The organism is Pseudomonas sp. A (assembly GCF_056270345.1).
Genome location: NZ_CM149873.1, coordinates 4,530,822 through 4,549,556, shown reverse-complemented (window position 1 = coordinate 4,549,556; position 18,735 = coordinate 4,530,822). Strand labels below are relative to the sequence as shown.

The window sequence follows — 18,735 nt, the reverse complement described above, 5'->3', positions numbered from 1 at the left end:
CGGATGGCACGGACCATCCGCTGTTCATCTTGTTATGCGCCGACCACGATCGGCTTCGCCAGGTTCGGGCGCAGGGCTTCGCTGCCAGCAGTGGCTGGGGCGACGCCGGCCTCGAACTCCGAGCGGAAATACTTGATGGCACTGCCCAATGGCTCGACGGCACCCGGTGCGTGAGCACAGAAGGTGCGGCCTGGGCCGAGGAAGTTGACCAGACCCAGCAGGGTCTCGATGTCTTCGGCGCGGCCCTGGCCTTTCTCCAGGGCGCGCAGCATCTTCACGCTCCATGGCAGGCCGTCGCGGCATGGCGTGCACCAGCCGCAGGATTCGCGGGCGAAGAACTCTTCCATGTTGCGCAGCAGCGAGACCATGTTGACGCTGTCGTCGACCGCCATGGCCAGGCCCGTACCCATACGGGTGCCGACCTTGGCGATGCCACCGGCGTACATCTGCGCATCGAGGTGCTCGGGCAGCAGGAAGCCGGTACCGGCGCCGCCTGGCTGCCAGCACTTGAGCTTGAAGCCGTCGCGCATGCCACCGGCGTAGTCTTCGAACAGCTCGCGGGCGGTGACGCCGAACGGCAGCTCCCACAGGCCCGGGTTCTTCACCTTGCCGGAGAAGCCCATCAGCTTGGTGCCGTGGTCTTCGCTGCCTTCGCGGGCCAGCGACTTGTACCAGTCGTTGCCGTTGGCGACGATGGCCGGCACGTTGCACAGGGTCTCGACGTTGTTCACGCAGGTCGGCTTGCCCCACACGCCGACGGCGGCAGGGAAGGGCGGCTTGGAGCGCGGGTTGGCGCGGCGGCCTTCGAGCGAGTTGATCAGCGCGGTTTCTTCACCGCAGATGTAGCGCCCGGCACCGGTGTGCACGAACAGCTCGAAATCAAAGCCCGAGCCGAGGATGTTCTTGCCCAGCAGGCCTGCGGCCTTGGCTTCGTCGATGGCGCGGTTGAGGTTCTTCGCCGCGGTGGTGTATTCGCCACGCAGGAAGATGTAGCCACGGTAGGCCTTCAGGGCGCGGGCGCTGATCAGCATGCCCTCGACCAGCAGATGGGGCTGTTGCTCCATCAGCATGCGGTCCTTCCAGGTGTTCGGCTCCATTTCATCCGCGTTGCACAGCAGGTAGCGGATGTTCATGGATTCGTCTTTGGGCATCAGGCCCCACTTCACGCCGGTGGGGAAGCCCGCGCCGCCACGGCCCTTGAGGCCGGAGTCCTTGACGGACTGGACGATATCGTCCTGGGACATCTCGGCCAGCGCCTTGCGGGCGGCGGCATAGCCGTTCTTGGCCTGGTACTCGGCCAGCCATACAGGCTCGCCGTCGTCGCGCAGGCGCCAGGTCAGCGGGTGGGTTTCGGCCGAACGCGCGATGCGGTTGGCCGGGCCGAAGGAAGTGATGGTCATACGTAACCCTCCAGCAGCTTGGAGACGCCGGCAGGCTGCACGTCGCCAAAGGTGTCGTCGTCGATCATCAGCGCCGGGGCCTTGTCGCAGTTGCCCAGGCAGCACACCGGCAGCAGGGTGAAACGCCCGTCCGCGGTGGTCTGGCCGAGGCCGATGCCCAGCTCGCTCTGGATCTGGCTGACCACCGATTCGTGGCCGCCGATGTAGCAGACCATGCTGTCGCACACGCGGATGATGTGGCGGCCGACCGGCTGGCGGAAGATCTGGCTGTAGAAGGTGGCCACGCCCTCGACGTCGCTGGCGGGGATACCCAGCACTTCGCCGATGGCGTAGATGGCGCCGTCCGGCACCCAGCCGCGTTCCTTCTGGACGATCTTCAGGGCTTCGATGGACGCCGCGCGCGGGTCCTCGTAGTGGTGCATCTCGTGCTCGATGGCCGAGCGCTCGGTTTCGCTCAGGGCGAAACGGTCGGTTTGGATAAGCGTGCTGTTCATGCTTAGCGGTCCACGTCAGCCATAACGAAGTCGATACTGCCCAGGTACGCGATGAGGTCCGCGACCATGCTGCCTTTGATCACCGAAGGGATCTGCTGCAGGTGCGGGTAGCTCGGGGTACGGATCCGGGTGCGGTAGCTCATGGTGCCGCCATCGCTCGTCAGGTAGTAACTGTTGATGCCCTTGGTCGCCTCGATCATCTGGAACGACTCGTTGGCCGGCATGACCGGGCCCCACGAGACTTGCAGGAAGTGGGTGATCAGGGTCTCGATGTGCTGCAGGGTGCGCTCTTTCGGCGGCGGCGTGGTCAGCGGGTGATCCGCCTTGTACGGGCCTTCCGGCATGTTGCGCAGGCACTGGTCGATGATGCGGATACTCTGGCGCATCTCCTCGACACGGACCATGCAGCGATCGTAGGCATCGCCGTTGTGGGCCAGCGGCACTTCGAACTCGAAGTTCTCGTAGCCGGAGTAAGGGCGCGCCTTACGCAGGTCGAAGTCGCAACCGGTGGAGCGCAGGCCGGCACCGGTGGTGCCCCACTCCAGCGCTTCCTTGGTGTTGTAGGCAGCGACGCCGATGGTCCGGCCCTTGAGGATGCTGTTCTGCAGGGCGGCCTTGGTGTACTCGTCGAGGCGCTTGGGCAGCCATTCGACGAAGTCCTTGACCAGCTTGTCCCAGCCGCGCGGCAGGTCGTGGGCGACACCACCGATGCGGTACCAGGCCGGGTGCAGGCGGAAACCGGTGATCGCCTCGATCACGGTGTAGGCGCGCTGGCGGTCGGTGAAGGTGAAGAACACCGGGGTCATGGCGCCGACGTCCTGGATGTAGGTGCCCAGGAACAGCAGGTGGCTGGTGATGCGGAAGAACTCGGCGAGCATGATGCGAATCACGTCGACTTTCTGCGGCACCTGGATGCCGGCCAGCTTTTCCACCGCCAGTACGTACGGCAGGTTGTTCATCACCCCGCCGAGGTAGTCGATACGGTCGGTGTAGGGAATGAAGCTGTGCCAGGACTGACGCTCGGCCATCTTCTCGGCGCCACGGTGGTGGTAGCCGATGTCCGGGACGCAGTCGACGATCTCTTCACCGTCCAGCTGCAGGACGATACGGAAGGCACCGTGGGCGGACGGGTGGTTCGGGCCGAGGTTGAGGAACATGTAGTCCTCGTTGGCGCCCTGGCGCTTCATGCCCCAGGCTTCCGGGTTGAAGCGCGCCGATTCCTCTTCAAGCTGTTGCTTGGCCAGGGTCAGGCTGTAGGGATCGAACTCGGTGGCGCGGGCGGGGTAGTCCTTGCGCAGCGGGTGACCTTCCCAGGTCGGCGGCATCATGATACGGCTCAGGTGCGGGTGGCCGGCAAAGTCGATGCCGAACATGTCCCAGACTTCGCGCTCGTACCAGTTGGCGTTCGGCCAGATACCGGTCACCGTCGGCAGGTTCAGGTCGCCTTCGCTGAGCGACACCTTGATCATCACGTCGCTGTTACGCTCGACCGACAGCAGGTGGTAGAACACGCTGAAATCGGCGGCAGGCAGGCCGCGGCGCTGGGTGCGCAGGCGCTCGTCGACGCCGTGCAGGTCGTACAGCATGCTGTACGGCTTGGCGACGCCGCGCAGGAAGCTCAGCACTTCCTTGAGCTGGGCACGCTTTACCCACAGTACCGGCATGCCGGTGCGGGTTTCCTGGGCGACGAATGCGTCGGCGCCAAAACGGTTGTGCAGTTCGACGACCACATCCTGGTCGTCAGCCTTGTAGGGCGGAATATAAATAGCGTTGTCCGCTGTCATGGTCTCGGTCGCTTTGGGTCAGCGTTAAGAATGAAGCCAGGCCGCCGGCTCCTTCGGGAGCGGGCGGCAGGTCGCTGGATCAGACTTCGTCGGGGCTGCGCAGGTTGGTTACCGCAATGCGCTGTTCGCGACGCAGGTCTTTCTGGGCGGGCATCTCGGCACGGTAGATGCCTTGATCACCAACCACCCAGGAAAGCGGGCGTCGTTCTTGGCCGATCGACTCCTGCAGCAGCATCAGGCCTTGCAGGAATGCCTCGGGGCGCGGCGGGCAGCCAGGCACATAGACGTCCACGGGGAGGAACTTGTCGACCCCCTGAACGACCGAGTAGATGTCGTACATGCCGCCGGAGTTGGCGCACGAACCCATGGAGATGACCCACTTGGGCTCGAGCATCTGCTCGTACAGGCGCTGGATGATCGGCGCCATCTTGACGAAGCAGGTACCGGCGATGACCATGAAGTCGGCCTGGCGCGGCGAGGCCCGGATGACTTCGGCGCCGAAGCGGGCGATGTCGTGGGGCGCCGTGAAGGCCGTGGTCATTTCCACGTAGCAGCAGGAAAGGCCGAAGTTGTACGGCCAGAGGGAGTTCTTGCGACCCCAGTTGACCGCGCCACGCAGCACATCTTCGAGTTTCCCCATGTAGATGTTCTTGTGGACCTGGTCTTCCAGCAGTTGATCGGTGACGGTTTCCCGCTCACCGACCGGATACTGCTCGTTGGGTGCGTCCGGATCGATTCTGGTGAGATTGTATTGCATGCCAAAGCCTCATTGTTTCAGCTTCGCTTGCCGCTTGCGGCGACCTTCGGGAGCCCAATCGAGCGCCCCGACGCGCCATAGGTAGACAAGACCTGCCAACAGAATTGCTATGAAAATGAGAGCTTCGACGAATCCGGTCCAGCCGCTTTCGCGGACGGACACAGACCATGCATACAGGAAGAGGGCTTCGATATCGAAGATCACGAACAGCATCGCGACCAGATAGAATTTGGCGGACAGGCGCAGGCGGGCACTGCCGACGGGCAGCATGCCGGATTCGAAGGGTTCGTTCTTGGCGCGACCCCAGGCCTTGCTACCGAGCAGGCTGGACAGGCCGAGCATGAAGGCACACAGGCCGACGACACCCAGGAGGAAGATGGCAAAGCCCCAGTTGTGGGCGATGAGTCCTGCCGAATCGGACATGCTAGAAATCCTTATACAGAGACCCAGCTCTGCAGTCTGAAATAAGTAGAGCGGCGACGTGGTGTCGCAGACGCAGTGACCAAATGTCGCAGCTGAATCAATCGCGCTGATTTTATGGGTAAACCCAGTGCAAGTAAAATTTCCGTTGCAAATTTATTCGTAGGTTTAAGAACAAAAATCTTTCGTAACTGGCTGAAAGCCTTGAGTTTCGGGCATTGCACGCGGATTTGTTAATTATGTTTCTTACCCCGCGTAACGACAGGCTAGTTGCGTAATGATAATTAATATCATTTAACCTGAGCTGTAATGTTTTAGCTGTTTTGGGCCTTGCAAAGTTCATCTGCCGAGCGCCCCCTCTTGCAAATGCGAAAAACTCTCGTTCTAGCAGCTTCTGGCATTGCTCGCACCGCTCTGGGTCAATACTTTGTCGCTTGTGTCGCGGCTTACCGACGCAGCGATCAGCCACTGGCCGAGCCAGTAGAAGAGGATGATCAGGTACTCGGCGGTGGCGAATGGGCTGACGAAGCGGTCGATGCCGATCAGGCTGTCGGAGAATACAAATGCACAGGCGCCCAGCGCGGCCAGGCCACCACAGGCCAGGGCGCGCCAGAGCATGGCGCCGATGGTCAGGGCGTAGAGCGCCACTGGAATCAGCAGTGGGCCCAGGCCATGGCCGGCGAGCAGGCCGAACAGCGAACCGCCGATCAGCACGGCGCAGGCCAGGGCCGGGTAGGCCGGGCGTCGCGTGAGGCTGCAGTAGCCGCGCAGGTAGGCCAGGTGCGCGCAGAGGAATGCCCCAAGGCCGAACACGAACAGGTCTCGGGGGATCGCCAGGAGTATGTCGCCGAGCACCGAGAAGGCCAGGCCGAGGATGATCCAGCGGCGATAGGGTGTGGCGGGGGTGGTGCTCAGCCAGGCAATCAGTGCGAGCACCGGAATGGGTTTGACCAGCAGGCCGAGCAGGGCGTTGTCGCTGGCCAGCGCGTATAGATAGAAGGCGGCGGCTGCGACGGCGAGGGTGAGCAGGTGGCCAGGGCGGGGCATGGGCAGTCCTTGCTGTGGAGTAGCCACAAGCTTAGACCTGATCCCTGATTTTGCTCTGGCCTGTGCCGGCCCTTTCGCGGGTAAACCCGCTCCCACAGGTTTTGCGCTATGTCTGTGGGAGCGGGTTTACCCGCGAAGAGGTCGGTGCAGGCAAAAGAAAGCCCAGGCTCCTCACGGAACCTGGGCTTGCTGTTCAGCTCACCGAACTCAGTGGAACTGCTCTTCCTCGGTCGAACCGGTCAGTGCGGTCACCGACGAGGCGCCACCCTGGATCACGGTGGTCATGTCGTCGAAGTAGCCGGTGCCGACTTCCTGCTGGTGCGCGACGAAGGTGTAGCCTTTGCTCGCGTCGGCGAACTCCTGCTCCTGCAGCTTCACGTAGGCGGTCATGTCGTTGCGGGCGTAGTCGTGCGCCAGGTTGAACATGCCGTGCCACATGTTGTGGATGCCGGCCAGGGTGATGAACTGGTGCTTGTAGCCCATGGCCGACAGCTCGCGCTGGAACTTGGCGATGGTGGCGTCGTCCAGGTTCTTCTTCCAGTTGAAGGAAGGCGAGCAGTTGTACGACAGGATCTGGTCCGGGTATTCCTTCTTGATCGCCTCGGCGAAGCGGCGGGCTTCATCCAGGTCCGGCTTGGCGGTTTCGCACCAGATCAGGTCGGCATACGGCGCGTAGGCCAGGCCGCGGGAGATGGCCTGGTCGAGGCCGGCACGGACTTTGTAGAAGCCTTCACGGGTACGCTCGCCGATCACGAACGGCTGGTCGTACGGGTCGCAGTCGCTGGTCAGCAGGTCGGCGGCGTTGGCGTCGGTGCGGGCCAGGATGATGGTCGGTACACCGGCAACGTCAGCGGCCAGGCGGGCAGCCACCAGCTTCTGTACGGCTTCCTGGGTCGGTACCAGTACCTTGCCGCCCATGTGGCCGCATTTCTTGACCGAGGCCAGCTGGTCTTCGAAGTGCACGCCGGCGGCGCCTGCTTCGATCATGTTCTTCATCAGCTCGTAGGCGTTCAGCACACCGCCGAAACCGGCTTCGGCGTCAGCCACGATCGGTGCGAAGTAGTCGATGTAGCCTTCGTCGCCCGGGTTCTTGCCGGCTTTCCACTGGATCTGGTCGGCGCGACGGAACGAGTTGTTGATGCGCTTGACCACGGTCGGTACCGAGTCGACCGGGTACAGCGACTGGTCGGGGTACATCGACTCGGCCGAGTTGTTGTCGGCGGCAACCTGCCAGCCGGACAGGTAGATGGCCTGGATGCCGGCTTTTACCTGCTGCACTGCCTGGCCACCGGTCAGGGCACCCATGCAGTTGACGAAATCTTTTTCTGGGCGGAAGGACGGGTGGGCACCTTGGGTGACCAGCTTCCACAGTTTTTCTGCGCCTTGGCGAGCAAAGGTGTGCTCTGGCTGCAGCGAGCCACGCAGGCGAACGACATCAGCGGCGGTGTAGGTACGGGTCACGCCTTTCCAGCGCGGGTTTTCGGCCCAGTCTTTCTCGAGGGCTGCAATTTGCTGTTCGCGTGTCAGTGCCATGGAAATAAACCTCGTCGCATCGATCTTGAGTGTAATTGTGCTGATGCTCGGATACGCGGATCAGAAGCCAGGCGGCTGTCCTGTCCGGGGGAGTGCGGCGGCGAACGCAGGAGGCTCGAAGGGGAAGGGTTGTGCAGGCCAGGCGAAGGTGTGCCCTGCAGGTCGGCTCGTGGTTGCCTTGCTGCGGTGCGACGCGATTGCCAGAACTGCGGTGATGCGCTTCCGTCCCTCGGGACAACTTCTTCGTTGCAGTCGCAATCCCGTCGAACCGCCTTGTGGGCCGTATGGACACGAGGTGCCTCCACGGTGGGAGGAGCGCACCTCGAAGACCCTTGCCAGGGCCTCTGATTAGCGGGAGCGAGGCCATCATGCCCTTGCCGAAAAGAGCCTGTCAAATGTTTTGTAGTGCTTTTTCCGGCTTACTACATCTTTGGTCTAATGCGACTTGGTGGTCAGTTTCAAGGCCTTTGGTCGAGGCCTTGAATTGCCTGGGTTCAGTCGAGAAGGTCGACTTTCACCCGCAAAGTCATGTTTTCACCGCGCTGGGTGCTGTAACTGAGGCTTGACGCGCTGCGTTCGGATTGGCTCTGCTGGTTGAACCCGGCCAGGGTGATCCACTCGCCGAGCTTGCCGGTGACGGTCGTGTCGGTGCTCTGCACTTTCACTACATCGGCACGTTCCTGGCTCATTCGATCATTATTGGTGCTGATTTGCAGACGAACCGTGTCGCCGCTCAGGCGCGGGGTGACGTAGAAACCCTGGGTGACATTGCGGTATTCGGTGTTGCTCTGGATGCGCCCGTAACCGTCGGTGGCGGTGCTGGTGACGGGGATGCTCTGGCCCACCTGGATCAGTGCCGGCTGGCCGTCGCTGGCCTGCACCTGCTGCATGCCGCCTTCGCGGTTGGCGGTGCCGTAGCGGATCACGCGGGCGTTGCCGCGGTTGTCCTGGAAGTTGCTGTCGTTGTTGTCGACGCTGATCAGCAGGCGTTTGGGCGCGGTGTCGAGCTGTTGCAGCAGGGCGCGCAGGTCGTCGATGCGTTCCTGGCTGGCGTTGACGATCAGCTTGTCCTCGAAGGTGCTGACGCTGCCGTCCTTGCCCAGGAACGACTGGGCGGCAGGCAGCAGTTCGGCGCTGCTGCGGTGTTGCAGGGGGATGACCTCGGTAGCGGCCTGGGCGGTAAGGCTGGCGGCCAGCAGCAGGGAGGCGAGCAGGGGGCGTAGCGGCATGTCCATGATCTCCGCGGGTGGAATGGACATGATGGCAAATTTGCGGGCAACTTGCCGTGCGGATTGACGGTGGCTGCTGTCAGACAAATTCCGTAACATCGCGCCCCTCGATTTCCAGTCTCGCCCCCAAAAGGCAACGCATGTCCTGTGGGAGCGGGTTTACCCGCGAATGCGTCAGGGAATGCACCATCGCATTCGCGGGTAAACCCGCTCCCACAGGTAATGTGTGCTGCCATTGCTGTCTGTACAGGACCCTCATGAAACCCGCCCGACTTCGCGCCGACCTGCTCGCCGGCCTCACCACTTCCTTCGCCCTGGTGCCGGAGTGCATCGCCTTCGCCCTGGTGGCGCACCTCAACCCGTTGATGGGGCTGTACGGCGCCTTCATCATCTGCACCCTGACGGCCTTGTTCGGTGGCCGTCCCGGCATGATCTCCGGCGCGGCCGGTTCCATGGCGGTAGTCATTGTCGCCCTGGTGGTGCAGCACGGCGCCCAGTACCTGCTGGCCACAGTGCTGCTCGGCGGGGTGGTGATGATCCTGTTTGGCGCGCTACGCCTGGGCAAGCTGGTGCGCCTGGTGCCTTACCCGGTGATGCTCGGCTTCGTCAACGGCCTGGCCATCGTCATCGCCCTGGCCCAGCTGGAGCACTTCAAGGACGGCGAGCACTGGCTTGGCGGGACGCCCCTGTACCTGATGATCGGCCTGGTGGCGCTGACCATGCTTGTGGTCTACCTCCTGCCGAAGCTGACCCGGGCCGTGCCGCCGGCGCTGGTGGCGATCCTCGGCGTCGGCCTGCTGGTCTACCTGCTCGACCTGCCGACCCGCACCCTTGGCGACATGGCCCATATCGCCGGCGGCCTGCCGCACCTGGCCCTGCCGGAGGTGCCCTGGAACCTCGAGACCCTGAAGATCATCGCGCCTTACGCATTCCTGATGGCCATGGTCGGTCTGCTGGAAGCCCTGCTGACCCTCAACCTCACCGACGAGATCACCGAGAGCCGCGGCTATCCGGACCGCGAATGCGTGGCCCTGGGCGCGGCCAACATGGTCTCGGGCCTGTGCGGCGGCATGGGCGGCTGCGCGATGATCGGCCAGACCGTGATCAACCTCAGCTCCAATGGCCGTGGACGCCTGTCGGGCGTTGTGGCCGGGGTTATGATCCTGCTGTTCATCCTGTTCCTGTCGCCGCTGATCGAGCGCATTCCGCTGGCCGCGCTGGTGGGGGTGATGTTCGTGGTAGCCCAGCAGACCTTCGCCTGGGCCTCGCTGCGGGTGCTGCACAAGGTGCCGGTGAGCGATGTGCTGGCGATTATCGCGGTGACCGTGGTCACGGTGTTCACTGACCTGGCCATGGCGGTGATGTTCGGTATCGTCATCGCGGCGATCAACTTCGCCTGGCAGCATGCGCGGGAGCTGTACGCCGACAGCCATGTGGATGGTGAGGGCAGCAAGCATTACCAGGTGCATGGCACGCTGTTCTTCGCCTCGACCACGCCGTTTCTCAACCAGTTCGATCCGGCCAATGATCCGGCCAGGGTCACCCTGGACTGCCAGCACCTGAGCTTTGTCGATTATTCGGCGATAGCTGCGTTGCAGACCTTACGCGAGCGGTATGCCAAGGCTGGCAAGCAGTTGCGGGTGGTGCACCTGTCGGAGCGCTGCAAGAAGCTGCTCAAGCGGGCGGGTGAGCAGCACTGACAAGCAGCGTTGTCTGACCTGACGCATTCGCGGGTAAACCCGCTCCCACAGGGTTTCGCGATCCCTGTGGGAGCGGGTTTACCCGCGAATCGGGTGCGCAGCGCTCGCCTTATGACTCCCCGCGATTCTTCTTCACGATGCCATCGGCAATGCTCGCCGGCGCTTCGGCATAGCGGGTGAACTCCATCGAGAAACTGGCCCGCCCCTGGGTCATTGAGCGCATCGAGGTGGCATAGCCGAACATCTCGCCCAGCGGCACCTCGGCGCGGATCACCTTGCCGGCAGGAGTCTCGTCGCCGTCCTGGATCATCCCCCGGCGCCGGCTCAGGTCGCCGAGGATGTCGCCCTGGTACTCCTCGGGCGTCACCACCTCGACCTTCATCACTGGCTCCAGCAGCACCGCGCCGCCTTTGTGCGACAGCTGCTTGGTGGCCATGGACGCGGCGATCTTGTAGGCCATCTCGTTGGAGTCGACGTCGTGGTAGGAACCGTCGAACACCGTCGCCTTGAGGTTGATCAGCGGATAGCCGGCGAGCACGCCGTTCTTCATCTGCTCCTCGATGCCTTTCTGGATTGCCGGGATATATTCCCGTGGCACCACGCCACCGACGACTTCGTTGATGAACTCCAGGCCTTCCTTACCTTCGTCGCCCGGGGCGAAGCGAATCCAGCAGTGCCCGTACTGGCCACGGCCACCGGACTGGCGGACGAAGCGGCCTTCGATTTCGCAGGTGTTGCGGATCTTCTCGCGGTACGCCACCTGCGGCTTGCCGATATTGGCCTCGACGCCAAACTCCCGCTTCATACGGTCGACAATGATGTCCAGGTGCAGCTCACCCATGCCGGAGATGATGGTCTGGCCGGTCTCCTCGTCGGTCTTGACCCGGAACGACGGGTCCTCCTGGGCCAGCTTGCCCAGGGCGATGCCCATCTTCTCCTGGTCGCCCTTGGTCTTGGGCTCCACTGCCACCGAGATCACCGGGTCGGGGAAGTCCATGCGCTCGAGGATGATCGGCTTGTCCATGTCGCACAGGGTGTCGCCGGTGGTGACGTCCTTCATGCCGATCAGCGCGGCGATGTCGCCGGCGCATACGTCCTTGATCTCGGCGCGCTGGTTGGCGTGCATCTGCACCATGCGGCCGATGCGTTCCTTCTTGCCTTTGACCGAATTGAGCACGGCGTTGCCGGAGCTGAGCACACCGGAATACACCCGGGCGAAGGTCAGGGTGCCGACGAACGGGTCGGTGGCGATCTTGAAGGCCAGGGCCGAGAAGGGTTCCTTGTCGTCGGCGTGGCGTTCCAGGTGCTTCTCTTCGTCGTCCGGATCGGTGCCCTTGATCGCCGGGATCTCGCTGGGGGCGGGCAGGTAGTCGATCACCGCGTCGAGCATCAGCGGCACGCCCTTGTTCTTGAACGAAGAGCCGAGGATGGTCGGCACGATCTCGTTGGCAATGGTGCGCTTGCGCAGGGCGGCCTTGATTTCCTCGGTGGTGAACTCCTCGCCGTCGAGGAACTTCAGGGTCAGCGCTTCACTGGCATCGGCCGCAGCTTCGATCATATGGGCGCGCCATTCGTCGGCCAGGTCCTGCAGCTCGGCGGGGATCGCTTCTTCACGGTAGCTGGTGCCCTGGTCGGCGTCGTTCCAGTAGATGGCCTTCATCTTCACCAGGTCGATCTGGCCGATGAAGTGCTCCTCGCTGCCGATGGCCAGCTGGATCGGCACCGGATGGTGGCCCAGGCGCTGGTCGATCTGCTTCACCACCCGCAGGAAGTCGGCGCCCTGGCGGTCCATCTTGTTGATGTAGGCCAGGCGCGGCACATGGTACTTGTTGGCCTGGCGCCATACGGTCTCGGACTGCGGCTCGACACCGTCGGCGCCGCTGAACACCACCACCGCGCCATCGAGCACGCGCAGCGAGCGCTCGACCTCGATGGTGAAGTCGACGTGGCCGGGGGTGTCGATGATGTTGAAGCGGTACTTGTGCTCGAACTGCTTGGTCGAGCCTTGCCAGAAGGCCGTGGTGGCCGCCGAGGTGATGGTGATGCCGCGCTCCTGCTCCTGGGCCATCCAGTCCATGGTCGCGGCGCCGTCGTGCACCTCGCCCATCTTGTGGTTGACCCCGGTGTAGAACAGGATCCGCTCGGTGGTGGTGGTCTTGCCGGCATCCACGTGGGCAACGATACCGATGTTGCGGTACAGCTCGATGGGGGTCGTGCGGGCCATGGTCGGTCACCTGTGGGTGAGGATTCTCCCAAGGTAGCAGAGCGGGAGAATCCTGCCGGGGCGACCGTCAGTCGGCGAGCACCTGCAACTGCCACTGGCCATCGTTTTCGCGGGCCAGGCCGCTGGCCGGCAGCAGGGCCAGCAGGCGCTCGTGCAGGGCGGCCTCGGTGAACGACTTGAGGGTGGCCATGTCCAGGGTGCCGACGGTGATCAGCTCGGCCTTGGTATACGACAGCCAGGCCTTCTTCAGCGCCATCAGCACGTCGCTGCCGGCGGTGCTGGCGAAGCGCCGGTGCAGGGTGCGGCCTTCCAGTTCGAAGCTGTGACGGTGCTCGTAGCCGCTCTCGTCGCCATTGCCCTCGACGCAGCGGTGGCAGCGGCAGGGGCCGTCGCCGAAAGCGTTGCGCAGGTAGGCGTTGAAGTCCACGACGGGCTTGAGGGTCAGGCGTTTGTCGACCTCGAACAGGTCGGCGATCAGGGGTTGTTCGGCGCTCACTCGGTATCCTCGCGTGGTGTGGCGTGCATCGCCGGGCACCCTAACAGATCGGGCCCTTCAGATCACCTTTTGCAGGCCTGGCCTCTTCGCGGGTAAACCCGCTCCCACAGGCAATGTGAAAATCCCTGTGGGAGCGGGTTTACCCGCGAAGAGGTCATTAGAGACAACAAGGGCCGCCTGCCGTACTCTACGCGCCCATACGCCTAATACACCTGTTGAGGTAACCCCGCTTGAGCACCAAGTACCCGTACACCGCCACCGTGACCATCAGCGCCGAAGACCGTGGGGGCGATACCGAGGCCTCGGAGAACACCAACATGCGCGTGGGCCTTGAGGCGGTGACCGAGGTGCTGAAGAAAGTGCATTTCGTCGGCACGCTCGCGGCCCCCGAAAAAGGCGCCACGCACATCTGCGTCACCTTGGAGAATGGCCTGACCTACTACGGCCTGATCGTCAACGGCCACGCCGAGCTCGAAGGCGGCTGGATCGCCTTCGAGTGCGACATGCCCACTCCTGAAGAACTGGGCCTGTAACCCTCAGTCCAGCTCCATCAGGCACTGCTCGAGGATATCCAGGCCTTCCTCGAGCACCTCAGGCTCGATGGTCAGCGGTGCCAACAGGCGGATGATGTGCCGCGCCTTGCCGCTGGGCATCAGCAACAACCCCTTGCTGCGCGCTGCCTCCAGCAGTTTGGCCAGTTGCGCCGGTGCCGGGCTGCCGTCCGGGTTGACGAATTCCAGCCCGCGCATGGCCCCGGTGCCGGTCAGGCGCCCGAGCGCTGCGCACATTCCCGACGCTTTCCAGCGCGCATGGCGCGCCACGATGGCCTGTTCCTGCCGTTCGCCCCAGGTGGCGATATTGGCGTCGGTCATCTGCGCCAGGCTTGCCAGCGCCGCCGCGCAGGCGATCGGATTGCCCGAATAGGTCCCGCCCAGCCCGCCCTTGGGCAGCGCGCCCATGATCGCCTGCCGCCCGACTACCGCGCCCAGCGGCATGCCGCCGGCAATGCTCTTGGCCAGCAGCAACAGGTCCGGCTCGATGCCCAGCCGGGGGAAGGCGAAGCGCTGGCCGGTGCGGCCGAAACCGGACTGGATCTCGTCGATGATGATCAGGATCCCGTGCTCGTCGCAGAAGCGGCGCAGGGTCTGGGCGAAGGCGGGGTCGAGGGCGAGAAAGCCGCCTTCGCCCTGCACCGGCTCGAAGATGAACGCCGCCACGTCCTCCATCGCCAGTTCCACGCCGAACAGGCGCTCCATGGCCTTGAGCGCCTGCTCGCAGCTCACCCCGGTGTCCGCGCTGGGGTAGGGCAGGTGGTAGACCGGACCGGGCAGTTCACCGACCCGCTGCTTGTACGGGGCGACCTTGCCGTTGAGGTTGAGGGTGGCCAGGGTACGGCCGTGGAAACCGCCGTCGAAGGCGACGATGGCGCGCTTGCCGGTGGCGCCGCGGGCGACCTTGAGGGCGTTCTCCGCCGCTTCCGCGCCGCTGTTGGTGAGCATGCCCGCCAGCGGGTAGCTGACCGGGACGAACTGGCGCAGGCGCTCCATCAGCTCCAGGTAGGGGCCGTGGGGCGCTGCGTTGAAGGCGTAATGGGTCAGACGCGCGGCCTGCTGCTGGATGGCCTCGACCACCGCCGGGTTGCAGTGGCCCAGGTTGAGCACGCCGATACCGCCGACGAAGTCGATGTAGCGCTTGCCGGCGGTGTCCCAGACTTCGGCGTTGCGGCCGTGGGAAAGAGTGATCGGGTGAACGATGGCGATGGACTGGCTGATACTTTCCTGATTCATCTGCACGCGGCCTGTTGTTCGAGTCAGGTCGTATCCAAGCGTGGCGGGGATATATCCCGCAAACGAATTATTCGATTGCCGTCATTCGTTTTCTTCCTGAACTTGATGGGTTGTCTTTGACATTATCCCGGGACACGCTCATTGGCGTGGAACGGGCAGGGCGCTACCATCGGCAGCCAGCCTCCTTCCCAAATCCAACAAGCCAAGGACGCACATGACCGAGCAAGCCCTTTCCCTGCAGCAACTCGCCGCCCCTGATGGCACCTGCTATGGCTGCGGTTGTTCCCACCCCAGCGGCCTGCACGTGCAGAGTCACTGGGATGACGACGGCGTCCACCTGCTGTGCCGTCATTCCCCTGATCCGACCTTCATCGGCTGGCCCGGCCTGGTCTACGGCGGCCTGCTGGCCATGCTGGTCGATTGCCATTCCAACTGGACCGCGATGGCCCACCACTATCGGGCCGAAGGCCGCGAGCCCGGCAGCCTGCCGCGTATCGACTGCGTTACCGGCCAGCTCAGCCTGACCTACCTCAAGCCCACGCCGATGGGCGTCGAGCTGCAGCTCAAGGCGCGGGTCGAGGGTGAGGTGGGGCGCAAGAGCCGGGTGATCTGCGAGGTCTGGGCCGGTGATGTGCTGACCGTCACCGCTGACTCGGTGTTTGTCCGGGTCGATACCGAGAAGCTCAAGCGCCAGGCTCACGGCGACGCCTGAACCTTGCGCCGGTTGGGAGGGGCTGGCATTGTCGAGGGTGATCCGGATGCCCGACAGGATGTTGCCATGCCCTACCAGATCCGCCCGGCCCGCAGGGACGATTGCGCAGTCCTGAGCCATATCGGCCAGGCCACCTTCGCCCTGGCCAGCCCGCCCGACAGTGCCCCGGCGGCGCAGCAGCATTACATCACCCACAACCTGCAGCCCGAGCATTTCCAGGCGCACCTGTGCCACCCGCACAAGCGCCTGCTGGTGGTCGAGCAGGACGGCCAGGTGCTGGGCTACAGCATGCTCGACCTGGCGCCCGGTGAGCTGGGGATCGCCGCGGCCGATCAGCTGGTGGAGATTTCCCGCTGCTATGTGCTGCCCGTCGCCCACGGCACAGGCGCCGCGCAGTCGCTGCTCGAGTCTATCTTGTCCCACACCTGTGGCCCGGTTCGCCTGACCGTCAACGAACTCAACGCCAAGGCCATCCGTTTCTACGAGCGCAATGGTTTTCGCAAGGTGGGCGAGGCGATCTTTCCCTGCGGTGACGAGCGGCACCGAGACTGGGTGATGGTCAGGACGCCCGACAGTCTTTAAATTGAATCCCCCAACCTTCAGGGCGCGAACATGACCGATCTTTGTGCATTCCCCATCACCCGCAAATGGCCGGCCCGGTATCCCGAGCGCCTGCAACTGTATTCGCTGGCCACGCCCAACGGCGTCAAGGTCTCGATCATGCTCGAGGAGATCGGCCTGCCCTACGAGGTGCACAAGGTCAGCTTCGACAACGACGACCAGCTGAGCCCCGAGTTCATCTCCCTGAGCGCCAACAACAAGATTCCGGCAATCCTCGACCCCGATGGCCCTGGTGGCCAGCCGCTGCCGTTGTTCGAGTCGGGGGCGATTCTGCAGTACCTGGCCGAGAAGAGCGGGCAGTTGCTCAGCCAGGATCCTGCCCAGCGCTACCAGACCCTGCAGTGGCTGATGTTCCAGATGGGCGGCATCGGGCCGATGTTCGGCCAGGTGGGGTTCTTCCACTTATTCGCCGGCAAGGAGTACGAGGACAAGCGGCCCCGGGATCGCTACGTCAATGAGTCCAAGCGCCTGCTGGGCGTGCTCGATCGCCATCTGCAGGGGCGCGAGTGGATGGTCGGTGCGTACAGCATTGCCGATATCGCCATCTTCCCCTGGGTGCGCAACCTGGTGGAGCGCTACAACGCGCGCGAGTTGGTGGGGTTCGATGAGTTCAAGGAAGTTCAGCGGGTGCTGGCGAAGTTTCTTGAGCGCCCGGCGGTCCAGCGCGGGCTGAAAGTGCCGAGCTAAGCAGCTATCCGCGATCCTGTGGGAGCGGGTTTACCCGCGAATGCGTCGGCAGCGCCACCATCGCATTCGCGGGTAAACCCGCTCCCACAGGCAATACGCATGGCTCAAAATAACTGGTTCAGCAACCAGTACAGGCAACCCGCCAGCAACATCGCCGCCGGCAAGGTCAATACCCAGGCCATCAGCAGGTTGACCAGCGTCTTGCGTTGAATTCCCGACCCATTGGCCACCATGGTCCCGGCCACGCCCGAGCTCAGCACGTGAGTGGTCGACACCGGCAGGCCGAACATGTCCGCCGCGCCGATGGTGCACATCGCCACCACCTCGGCCGAAGCGCCCTGGGCATAGCTCAGGTGGGTCTTGCCGATCTTTTCGCCCACCGTCACCACGATGCGCCGCCAGCCGACCATGGTGCCCAGGCCCAGGGCGATGGCCACCGCCACCTTGACCCACAGCGGGATATAGCGGGTGGCGTCGTCCAGCTGGTGCTTGAACAGCTGCACATGGCGGGTGGTGTCGGCGTCGTAGTGGGCCAATTGGTGTTTGTCGATCAGGCGGATGGCCTCGCTGGTCAGGTACATGTCGTTGCGCACGTTGGCCATGGCCTCGGCCGGCACGCGCTTGAGCGAACCATAGCCTTTGACTTCCTCGCCGATCATGCCAGTCAGCGCGGCCAGCGCCGGGACCAGCTCGGCGCTGGCCTTGGGCTCAGAGATGAACGCGGTCAGCACCTGGCGCGGATCGGCCGGTGCGGGGGCTGGCGCGGCGCGCACCAGGGCCTGGCGGGTGACCTCGGCGACCGCCGAGAACTGCAGGGCCTGCTCGTTGGGCATGGTCTTGTTCAGCGCATAGGCCATTGGCAGGGTGCCGACCAGGATCAGCATGATCAGGCCCATGCCTTTCTGACCATCGTTGGAGCCATGGGCGAACGACACGCCGGTGCAGGTGAGGATCAGCACGCCGCGAATCCACCAGGGCGGCGGCGTCTGGCCTTCTGGCGCCTGATACAGCTCGCGGCGCTTGACCAGCGCGCGCAGGGCGAGCAGCAGCAGGGCGGCGCAGGCGAAGCCGATCAGGGGCGAGAGCAGCAGGGCGTAGCCGACCTTGCTGGCTTGGGTCCAGTCCACGCCGCTGGTGCCGTCGCGTCCGTGCATCAACGCGTTGGCCACGCCCACGCCGATGATCGAGCCGATCAGGGTATGCGAGGACGACGCCGGCAGACCCAGCCACCAGGTGCCGAGGTTCCAGATGATCGCCGCCAGCAGCAGGGCGAAGACCATGGCGAAGCCGGTCGACGAGCCGACCTGCAGGATCAGCTCCACTGGCAGCAGGGCGATGATGCCGAAGGCCACCGCGCCGCTGGAGAGCAGCACGCCGAGGAAGTTGCACAACCCCGACCAGACCACCGCCACCGGCGCCGGCAACGAATGGGTGTAGATCACCGTGGCCACCGCGTTGGCGGTGTCGTGGAAGCCGTTGACGAACTCGAAGCCCAGGGCGATCAGCAGGGCCAGGCCCAGCAGCAGGAAGGGGGTGACGGTGGTGACCACGGTGCCGCTGGCGCTGACATCCTGCTTGAGGCTCCAGAAGGTGTAGGCCAGGCCGGCCAGCAGCAGGCCGAAGAACAGGGTGAGGGTGGCGCGTCCGGGACGGTGGGACAGGTGGGGGCGGGAGTCGAGCTTGGGCAGCGCGTCCTGGCTGACCAGCAAGGGAGTTGTCATGATGGCTCCGGGGGGCTTCGACGGAGAGGGGAAGGTTTCCTATCCTAGAAACAATCTGTTACTCCCGCGTGACCTCGGTCAACGGAACCTCTAGTCTAGAAGGCACCACGCAATTGCCAAGCG

17 protein-coding genes are annotated in these 18,735 nt (G+C 64.0%); 5 read left to right on the top strand and 12 right to left on the bottom strand.

Annotation, left to right across the window (positions count from 1 at the left end; genetic code table 11):
- Positions 1-32: 32 nt before the first annotated feature.
- The 8 genes from nuoF to AC0MAZ_RS20265 all read right to left on the bottom strand — a co-directional run bounded on the left by nuoF (position 33) and on the right by AC0MAZ_RS20265 (position 8,694).
- Positions 33-1,400, bottom strand: a complete 1,368-nt coding sequence (nuoF, locus tag AC0MAZ_RS20300; protein WP_203652033.1) for an NADH-quinone oxidoreductase subunit NuoF — start codon at positions 1,398-1,400, stop codon at positions 33-35.
- Positions 1,397-1,894 carry an NADH-quinone oxidoreductase subunit NuoE gene (gene nuoE, locus AC0MAZ_RS20295; RefSeq protein WP_012313767.1) on the bottom strand — a complete coding sequence of 166 codons (498 nt, stop codon included), beginning with the start codon at positions 1,892-1,894 and terminating at the stop codon, positions 1,397-1,399. The genes nuoF and nuoE overlap by 4 nt, the downstream gene beginning before the upstream one ends.
- Before the next feature lie 2 nt (positions 1,895-1,896).
- Positions 1,897-3,678, bottom strand: a complete 1,782-nt coding sequence (gene nuoC / locus AC0MAZ_RS20290; protein WP_110733467.1) for an NADH-quinone oxidoreductase subunit C/D — start codon at positions 3,676-3,678, stop codon at positions 1,897-1,899.
- A 79-nt stretch (positions 3,679-3,757) separates the two neighbouring features.
- Positions 3,758-4,435 carry a NuoB/complex I 20 kDa subunit family protein gene (locus AC0MAZ_RS20285; protein ID WP_008096180.1) on the bottom strand — a complete coding sequence of 226 codons (678 nt, stop codon included), beginning with the start codon at positions 4,433-4,435 and terminating at the stop codon, positions 3,758-3,760.
- A 9-nt stretch (positions 4,436-4,444) separates the two neighbouring features.
- Entirely contained in the window at positions 4,445-4,858 is a 414-nt protein-coding gene (locus AC0MAZ_RS20280) for an NADH-quinone oxidoreductase subunit A (protein WP_028692461.1), read from the bottom strand.
- A gap of 381 nt (positions 4,859-5,239) precedes the next feature.
- Positions 5,240-5,902: a lysoplasmalogenase gene (locus tag AC0MAZ_RS20275; protein ID WP_254464965.1), complete on the bottom strand. Its 663-nt coding sequence runs from the start codon at positions 5,900-5,902 to the stop codon at positions 5,240-5,242.
- A 207-nt stretch (positions 5,903-6,109) separates the two neighbouring features.
- Positions 6,110-7,435, bottom strand: a complete 1,326-nt coding sequence (aceA, locus tag AC0MAZ_RS20270; RefSeq protein WP_203652037.1) for an isocitrate lyase — start codon at positions 7,433-7,435, stop codon at positions 6,110-6,112.
- A gap of 494 nt (positions 7,436-7,929) precedes the next feature.
- Positions 7,930-8,694: a secretin N-terminal domain-containing protein gene (locus AC0MAZ_RS20265; RefSeq protein ID WP_177330852.1), complete on the bottom strand. Its 765-nt coding sequence runs from the start codon at positions 8,692-8,694 to the stop codon at positions 7,930-7,932.
- Between the two features lie 227 nt (positions 8,695-8,921).
- On the opposite strand from AC0MAZ_RS20265, the gene AC0MAZ_RS20260 reads away from it, so the two are divergent.
- Positions 8,922-10,364, top strand: coding sequence for a SulP family inorganic anion transporter (locus AC0MAZ_RS20260; protein WP_475858951.1), 1,443 nt, complete (start codon positions 8,922-8,924; stop codon positions 10,362-10,364).
- A gap of 109 nt (positions 10,365-10,473) precedes the next feature.
- On the opposite strand, the gene fusA is transcribed toward AC0MAZ_RS20260, so the two are convergent.
- Together fusA and AC0MAZ_RS20250 are read right to left on the bottom strand one after the other, a co-directional pair.
- Entirely contained in the window at positions 10,474-12,588 is a 2,115-nt protein-coding gene (gene fusA, locus AC0MAZ_RS20255; protein ID WP_475858950.1) for an elongation factor G, read from the bottom strand.
- A 67-nt stretch (positions 12,589-12,655) separates the two neighbouring features.
- The gene (locus AC0MAZ_RS20250; protein WP_203652043.1) at positions 12,656-13,084 is read right to left on the bottom strand and encodes a hypothetical protein; all 429 of its coding nucleotides are present in this window, start codon (positions 13,082-13,084) and stop codon (positions 12,656-12,658) included.
- A gap of 230 nt (positions 13,085-13,314) precedes the next feature.
- Between AC0MAZ_RS20250 and AC0MAZ_RS20245 the strand changes: the two genes are divergently transcribed.
- The gene (locus AC0MAZ_RS20245) at positions 13,315-13,617 is read left to right on the top strand and encodes a hypothetical protein (protein WP_110738050.1); all 303 of its coding nucleotides are present in this window, start codon (positions 13,315-13,317) and stop codon (positions 13,615-13,617) included.
- Between the two features lie 3 nt (positions 13,618-13,620).
- On the opposite strand, the gene AC0MAZ_RS20240 is transcribed toward AC0MAZ_RS20245, so the two are convergent.
- On the bottom strand, positions 13,621-14,871 hold the full coding sequence (locus AC0MAZ_RS20240) for a 2-aminoadipate transaminase (RefSeq protein ID WP_203652044.1): 1,251 nt from the start codon (positions 14,869-14,871) through the stop codon (positions 13,621-13,623).
- 214 nt (positions 14,872-15,085) lie between these two features.
- On the opposite strand from AC0MAZ_RS20240, the gene AC0MAZ_RS20235 reads away from it, so the two are divergent.
- The 3 genes from AC0MAZ_RS20235 to AC0MAZ_RS20225 all read left to right on the top strand — a co-directional run bounded on the left by AC0MAZ_RS20235 (position 15,086) and on the right by AC0MAZ_RS20225 (position 16,891).
- Positions 15,086-15,583, top strand: a complete 498-nt coding sequence (locus AC0MAZ_RS20235; RefSeq protein WP_203652045.1) for a PaaI family thioesterase — start codon at positions 15,086-15,088, stop codon at positions 15,581-15,583.
- A gap of 66 nt (positions 15,584-15,649) precedes the next feature.
- A complete protein-coding gene (locus AC0MAZ_RS20230; protein ID WP_203652046.1) occupies positions 15,650-16,165 on the top strand; it encodes a GNAT family N-acetyltransferase in 516 nt (171 codons plus the stop codon).
- A 30-nt stretch (positions 16,166-16,195) separates the two neighbouring features.
- On the top strand, positions 16,196-16,891 hold the full coding sequence (locus AC0MAZ_RS20225) for a glutathione S-transferase N-terminal domain-containing protein (protein ID WP_475858949.1): 696 nt from the start codon (positions 16,196-16,198) through the stop codon (positions 16,889-16,891).
- A 104-nt stretch (positions 16,892-16,995) separates the two neighbouring features.
- Here the strand turns inward: AC0MAZ_RS20225 and AC0MAZ_RS20220 are convergent, their stop codons facing one another.
- A complete protein-coding gene (locus tag AC0MAZ_RS20220; RefSeq protein WP_475858948.1) occupies positions 16,996-18,612 on the bottom strand; it encodes an inorganic phosphate transporter in 1,617 nt (538 codons plus the stop codon).
- Positions 18,613-18,735: the final 123 nt, after the last annotated feature.

Coding starts and splice junctions, on each gene's coding strand:
- nuoF (WP_203652033.1), bottom strand. CDS start 1,400: ATGACCATCACTTCCTTCGGCCCGGCCAACCGCATCGCGCGTTCGGCC.
- nuoE (WP_012313767.1), bottom strand. CDS start 1,894: ATGAACAGCACGCTTATCCAAACCGACCGTTTCGCCCTGAGCGAAACC.
- nuoC (WP_110733467.1), bottom strand. CDS start 3,678: ATGACAGCGGACAACGCTATTTATATTCCGCCCTACAAGGCTGACGAC.
- AC0MAZ_RS20285 (WP_008096180.1), bottom strand. CDS start 4,435: ATGCAATACAATCTCACCAGAATCGATCCGGACGCACCCAACGAGCAG.
- AC0MAZ_RS20280 (WP_028692461.1), bottom strand. CDS start 4,858: ATGTCCGATTCGGCAGGACTCATCGCCCACAACTGGGGCTTTGCCATC.
- AC0MAZ_RS20275 (WP_254464965.1), bottom strand. CDS start 5,902: ATGCCCCGCCCTGGCCACCTGCTCACCCTCGCCGTCGCAGCCGCCGCC.
- aceA (WP_203652037.1), bottom strand. CDS start 7,435: ATGGCACTGACACGCGAACAGCAAATTGCAGCCCTCGAGAAAGACTGG.
- AC0MAZ_RS20265 (WP_177330852.1), bottom strand. CDS start 8,694: ATGTCCATTCCACCCGCGGAGATCATGGACATGCCGCTACGCCCCCTG.
- AC0MAZ_RS20260 (WP_475858951.1), top strand. CDS start 8,922: ATGAAACCCGCCCGACTTCGCGCCGACCTGCTCGCCGGCCTCACCACT.
- fusA (WP_475858950.1), bottom strand. CDS start 12,588: ATGGCCCGCACGACCCCCATCGAGCTGTACCGCAACATCGGTATCGTT.
- AC0MAZ_RS20240 (WP_203652044.1), bottom strand. CDS start 14,871: ATGAATCAGGAAAGTATCAGCCAGTCCATCGCCATCGTTCACCCGATC.
- AC0MAZ_RS20235 (WP_203652045.1), top strand. CDS start 15,086: ATGACCGAGCAAGCCCTTTCCCTGCAGCAACTCGCCGCCCCTGATGGC.
- AC0MAZ_RS20230 (WP_203652046.1), top strand. CDS start 15,650: ATGCCCTACCAGATCCGCCCGGCCCGCAGGGACGATTGCGCAGTCCTG.
- AC0MAZ_RS20225 (WP_475858949.1), top strand. CDS start 16,196: ATGACCGATCTTTGTGCATTCCCCATCACCCGCAAATGGCCGGCCCGG.
- AC0MAZ_RS20220 (WP_475858948.1), bottom strand. CDS start 18,612: ATGACAACTCCCTTGCTGGTCAGCCAGGACGCGCTGCCCAAGCTCGAC.